Below are 5370 nucleotides of genomic sequence, written 5' to 3' on the forward strand. Positions count from 1 at the left end.
CACAAGGATTTTCAGTCCTTTGCTCTACCAACTGAGCTATGGCACCGACTTACTTTTGTTTTGCGAGTGCAAAGGTAGCGATTTAATTTGAAATGCCAAATATATTCGATATATTTTTGTGTAATATAGGAGAAAAAAGTAAACTCTCACCTGTTTTCTGGGTCGGAGAAGACAGGCAAGAGTGTAGTTAAATGCAGACGATTGTCTTTGATAGCAAGGAGGATTGTTGTCCAACCAGGCTGAAACAATGCGGCACATCAGCCTTTAAGCGGGTTCCAACCTTGAGCTTTCAGTTCAAATTCCTGGCCATCCCTACTGATGAGTGCATAGCCTAATTCGGCCTTGGTGATATGGCCTATTATTTTAATGTCCTTGATTTGGCTGACTTTTTCGTGGTCGGCAATGGGGACTGTGAATAATAATTCATAGTCTTCTCCGCCATTCAGGGCGCAGGTCGTGACATTCATGTTCAGCTCTTCTGCCATGACAGCCGTCTGGTAATCTAAGGGAATATATTCTTCATATATCCTGCAACCGACACCGCTTTGCGTACAAATATGCAGTAATTCGGAACTGAGTCCGTCTGATATGTCGATCATGGAAGTCGGACGGATATTAGCGGCTGCCAATGCTTGCACAATGTCACGTCGTGCTTCTGGCTTTAGCTGTCGTTCCAGTAAATACTCTTTTCCGCTAAAGTCCGGTTGGGCTTCGTATAATCCCTCTGTGGTCTTTGGGCTTTCGTTTCTGTGAGCTTCCTGCAACTGTTGGTTGAAAACGGCTTTTTCGCGTTCGAGCAACTGCAATCCCATGTAAGCTGCTCCTAAATCTCCGCTGACACAGATTAAGTCGGTTTCTTTGGCTCCGTTGCGATAAACCACTTTGTCTTTGTCTGCTTCCCCGATGCAGGTAATGCTGATGGCCAACCCCGTAAGCGAAGATGTCGTATCGCCTCCTACAATATCGACCTCATGAGCTTCGCATGCCATTTTGATACCATCGTAGAAAGCCTCCATGTCCTCTACACAGAAACGTTTGCCTAAAGCAATGGAGACCACCATTTGACGGGGGATACCATTCATGGCATAAATGTCCGAGAGGTTGACCATGGCGGCCTTGTATCCGAGATGTTTCATCGGGACGTATGTCAGGTCGAAATGTATGCCTTCCATCAGCAAATCGTTGGTGACGAGGACTTGTTTGTCGGCCGGATATTCCATGACGGCACAGTCGTCACCAACTCCATAGCGGGTGGAAGAGTTTTTCAGCCGGATATTTTCTGTCAGGTGCTTGATAAGCCCGAACTCTCCGAGCGTAGAGATTTCTGTCCTGTTTGTTTCTTGCATAAATTTATGGGCTTTAAGCGCGGTTTATCATCTCACGCATAATCTCGGCCATAAGGGGTTGTACGGCATCGGCAGCTTTCTGTACTTCCTCGTGGCTGACTTCCACAATCTTTCCTTCCACTCCGAGATCGGTGATGACACTGATACCGAAGCATTTGATTCCGCAATGATTGGCTACGATGACCTCGGGTACGGTAGACATGCCAACCGCATCGGCGCCCCAAATGCGGAACATTTTATATTCAGACGGAGTTTCGAAAGTCGGGCCTTGTGTAGCGAGGTATACGCCTTGCTGTACCTTGATTCCTTTTTCTTCGGCAATGGCGAGTGCTTGCCGGATGAGTCCCTTGTTGTAGGCTTCCGACATATCCGGGAAACGGGGGCCGGTCGGAAAGTTCTTACCGCGTAGCGGATTCTCAGGAAGTGCGTTGATTTGGTCGGTGATAATCATCAGGTCGCCAATTTCAAACTTGGGGTTGGTGCCGCCTGCAGCATTGCTGACGAACAAGGTCTTGATGCCCAACTCATACATGACACGAATGGGAAAAGTGACCTCTTGCATGGTGTAGCCTTCATAGTAATGAAAGCGGCCTTCCATGGCCAGAATGTCTTTGTCACCCAGTTTTCCGAAGATAAGATTACCCGAATGCCCTTCTACCGTAGAGACTGGGAAGTTGGGAATTTCTTTGTATGAAATGCGGGTCGCATCTGTGATTTCGTTGGCCAGTTTACCTAATCCGGTACCTAAAACGATAGCCGTTGTGGGGCTTGTTGTCATCCTACTTTTTAGCCAGGATGCTGTTTCTTGAATTTTTGAATACATAACCAGTAATGTTTTCGTTAAACGATTCTTGTTGATTTTGCAGTATCTCTATTTCGACCGGCAGGGCATAGAGAGATTTTCTAACCTCTTCGCTCAGGCCGTTGAGGCCTTTCAGGCGGGTCGCATCTTTTTCTGTGGTTACAATTAGCTTCGGCGGGGACATTCGGGCGTAAGTTGCGTTGATTAGGGCTACGTCTTTGGGCGAGAAATAATGGTGGTCGCCGAAAGAAAGCGGCGTGATATCCGTTTCATAATGTTCGAGGTCCATTTTCATTTGTTCCGGCGAAGCGATGCCGGTGAGCAGCAAGACATGTTTGTGGGGCAGCAACTCGTCCAAAGGACATTCTTCCTCTCCGAACAACGGTATGAGACGGCTGTATTTCAGTGTTGAGAAGAACAGCTTCTGGTAGGGATACAACTTTAGCGCCTTACTGATGACCCGGAACCCCATGGGCTTGATGTCTTCCGGACATTTGGTCACGATTACGATATTGGCTCGGTCTTTTCCTTCTTTCGGTTCGCGCAAACGTCCTGCGGGGAGCAACTTGTCGTCGCAAATCAAGCGATGGTAATCTACTAACAGGATGTTGATACCTGGTTTTACATAACGATGTTGGAATGCGTCGTCTAACAGGATGACTTCTGTTCCCGGTGCGATTTGCTCGTCGCATAACCTTTCAATTCCCCGGCGACGGTTTTTATCCACAGCGACATAGACATCTGGAAACTTTTGTTTCATCTGATAAGGTTCGTCGCCTATGGCGGGCATAGACGTTTCGGATGTGGCTAAAATGAATCCTTTTGATTTACGTTTGTATCCCCGACTCAACACGGCCACTTTATGCTTCTTTCGTAACAGGCGGATGAGATATTCCGTATGTGGTGTTTTCCCGGTACCGCCTACGGTGATATTGCCGACCGAAATAACGGGTATGTCGTAACTTTTGGATTTCAGGATTCCCATTTCGAAAAGCTCGTTACGAATCCTTACGCCTATTCCGTAAAGCCAAGCTACCGGTAACAACCATTCGTTGATTTTGATTAAGTCTCCTTCCATGATGGTTTAGTTGATAAAGTTGGGCTCATACGGTATCCGGGCTTGCAGGACGCTCATTTGCCGGATCTGTCTCAGGTTCATTAGCGGGGCGTAATATGTTCCGAGGGTCTCTTGTAAGGCCGTGTTCAGATAGTCCTTTTTCTGTTGGTCAAACAACCCCTCGTACCAAGGGGCCGGAGTCGGTGCGTATTCCGTATGGTAATCTTTTATTTTGGCCAATGACGCCGCTTTTTTGATAGCGGTCTGGAGGTTGCCATTGGCATCGGCTAGTCCGTTCCCTACGGCCTGCTGTCCGGTCCAAACCCGTCCTTCGGCCAGTTTTTCCACTTGGCCGGTTTCCATATTCCGTCCCTCTGCTACACGTTCGGTAAACAACTTGTAACCTCGTTGTATATATCCTTGCATCATTTGAGCTTCCGAAGGATTGAACGGGCGTGCAGGCGTGCCGAAATCGGCGTGTGCATTGGTTTTTACTACATCGAAATGCAGGCCTAATTTGTCGCTGAGCAGTTGGCTTGCGTCGGGAATGAGGCCAAAAATGCCGATACTTCCGGTCAACGTAGTCGGTTCGGCCACGATATAGTTGGCGGCGCAGGAGATGTAGTAACCGCCCGAGGCTGCCATTCCACCCATGGATACGACTACGGGTTTGGCTTCACGGAGTAATTTCACCTCATGCCATATCTGTTCGGAGGCGTAAGCGCTTCCGCCTCCGGAATTTATGCGAAGTACTACCGCTTTGACCGATTCGTCTTCACGCAGGGTTCTCAGGTCGTGGCATACTGTTTCTGCGTCTATCACATTTTCGCTCCATTCTGTCTTTCGGTCTACGATGTCTCCGTATGCATAGTAGACTGCAATCTTATCACCTTTTTTCGGGGTTGTTTCGGTGGCAGCCGCCAGTTCTTTCACACTGACGAGGGGTAGGGCGCCTTTGTCCTTTCCGGTTTTTGCGCGTAACATCCGGCTTATCCCGTCGATATAGCAAAGGCTGTCTACCATGCCGTTCCGTACCAGTTCTTCTGCGGGGCGGAATGTGAGCATGCTGTCTGCGTATTCGTCCAACAAGTCCTTCTTGATGGAGCGTGAGCGGGATACGTCCGTCAGCATGGTTTGCCAGATGTCGTTCAGGTAGGACGTGACTTGTTCGCGGTTGGCGTCACTCATTTGGGTGGCTGTAAACGGTTCCACGGCCGATTTGTAGCTGCCTACTTTGAACACTTGCATCTTAATGCCTATCTTTTCCAACAGGTCTTTGTAAAAAATAGGCTGCGAAGCCATACCGCACCAGTTTACCTGCCCCTGTGGATTAAGGATGATGCTGTCGGCTATGCTGCAAATATAGTAAGCCCCTTGGGTATAGTTGTCTCCGTATGCGATGATATATTTGCCGCTTTTCTTAAAATCGGCGAGGGATTCCCTGATGTCTCGTATCATGGCGGGAGTCGCCCCCAAGAGGGTTTGTGCTTCTATATATATACCGTCTATGTTCGGATTTTCTTTAGCACCTTGGATGGCTGTCTGTATTTCTCTCAGACTGAGGGTGGGGTAAGTACTGCCGAACAGGTCTCCGAGAGGGTCGTTCGGTGCATCTTCTTGTAATTCACCGTTTAGCGTCAGGCGAAGCACGGATTGGGGTTTGATGGATGGGGCGGTACTTTCCATGGTCATCATCCCCGCAATGGACAGGATGCCTAATGTGAAGAGGGCTATGCTAGCCAGAAACAAGCCACAGAGCGTGGCCAAAGTATATTTGACGAAATCTTTCATACGTTGTATAAGTAGGTAAAACCACACAATTACGCAAATATACAATAATGTCTACGATTTACAAACGCTATACCTTATAATAATACTTAAATTGGTTCTGTTGGCGGAATACAGCTTCGTCTGGGAGAACGCTTATGGATTTTATGGGGCTATCTACCTCCTTCCATTCTGAAAAAAAAGTTTTCCCTCAGTGTGTTCGGTGTTTCCTGCTGTAAAACACGTGTTTTACAGCGTGTTTCTTGTCCATGTGGTTGTGTTTGTGTGTCCTTGTGTCGGGGTTGGCCCGGAAAAAAGTTGGTGAAACGTTTGGTGTTTACGTTAAAAGGTTGTACCTTTGCACTCGCTTTCGGGAAGCAAGGCCTTGTGTGGCCGCT

At 48.0% G+C, this 5370-nt stretch carries 4 protein-coding genes; all 4 read right to left on the reverse strand.

Features of this window, described 5'->3' with window-relative positions; translation table 11 throughout:
- Positions 1-257 precede the first annotated feature (257 nt).
- The 4 genes from thiL to sppA are packed head-to-tail and all read right to left on the reverse strand — an operon-like array spanning position 258 to position 4996.
- Complete coding sequence (gene thiL, locus AC5RDV_RS13285; protein WP_282748400.1) at positions 258-1346, reverse strand: thiamine-phosphate kinase; 1089 nt, start codon at positions 1344-1346, stop codon at positions 258-260.
- Between the two features lie 13 nt (positions 1347-1359).
- A complete protein-coding gene (locus AC5RDV_RS13290) occupies positions 1360-2169 on the reverse strand; it encodes a purine-nucleoside phosphorylase (RefSeq protein WP_130893714.1) in 810 nt (269 codons plus the stop codon).
- Entirely contained in the window at positions 2126-3226 is a 1101-nt protein-coding gene (lpxK, locus tag AC5RDV_RS13295) for a tetraacyldisaccharide 4'-kinase (RefSeq protein WP_276789786.1), read from the reverse strand. Before lpxK ends, AC5RDV_RS13290 begins: the two co-directional genes overlap by 44 nt.
- 6 nt (positions 3227-3232) lie before the next feature.
- Positions 3233-4996, reverse strand: a complete 1764-nt coding sequence (gene sppA, locus AC5RDV_RS13300; protein ID WP_282748399.1) for a signal peptide peptidase SppA — start codon at positions 4994-4996, stop codon at positions 3233-3235.
- Positions 4997-5370 lie beyond the last annotated feature (374 nt).

It is taken from the genome of Paraprevotella sp. (genome assembly GCF_986071375.1).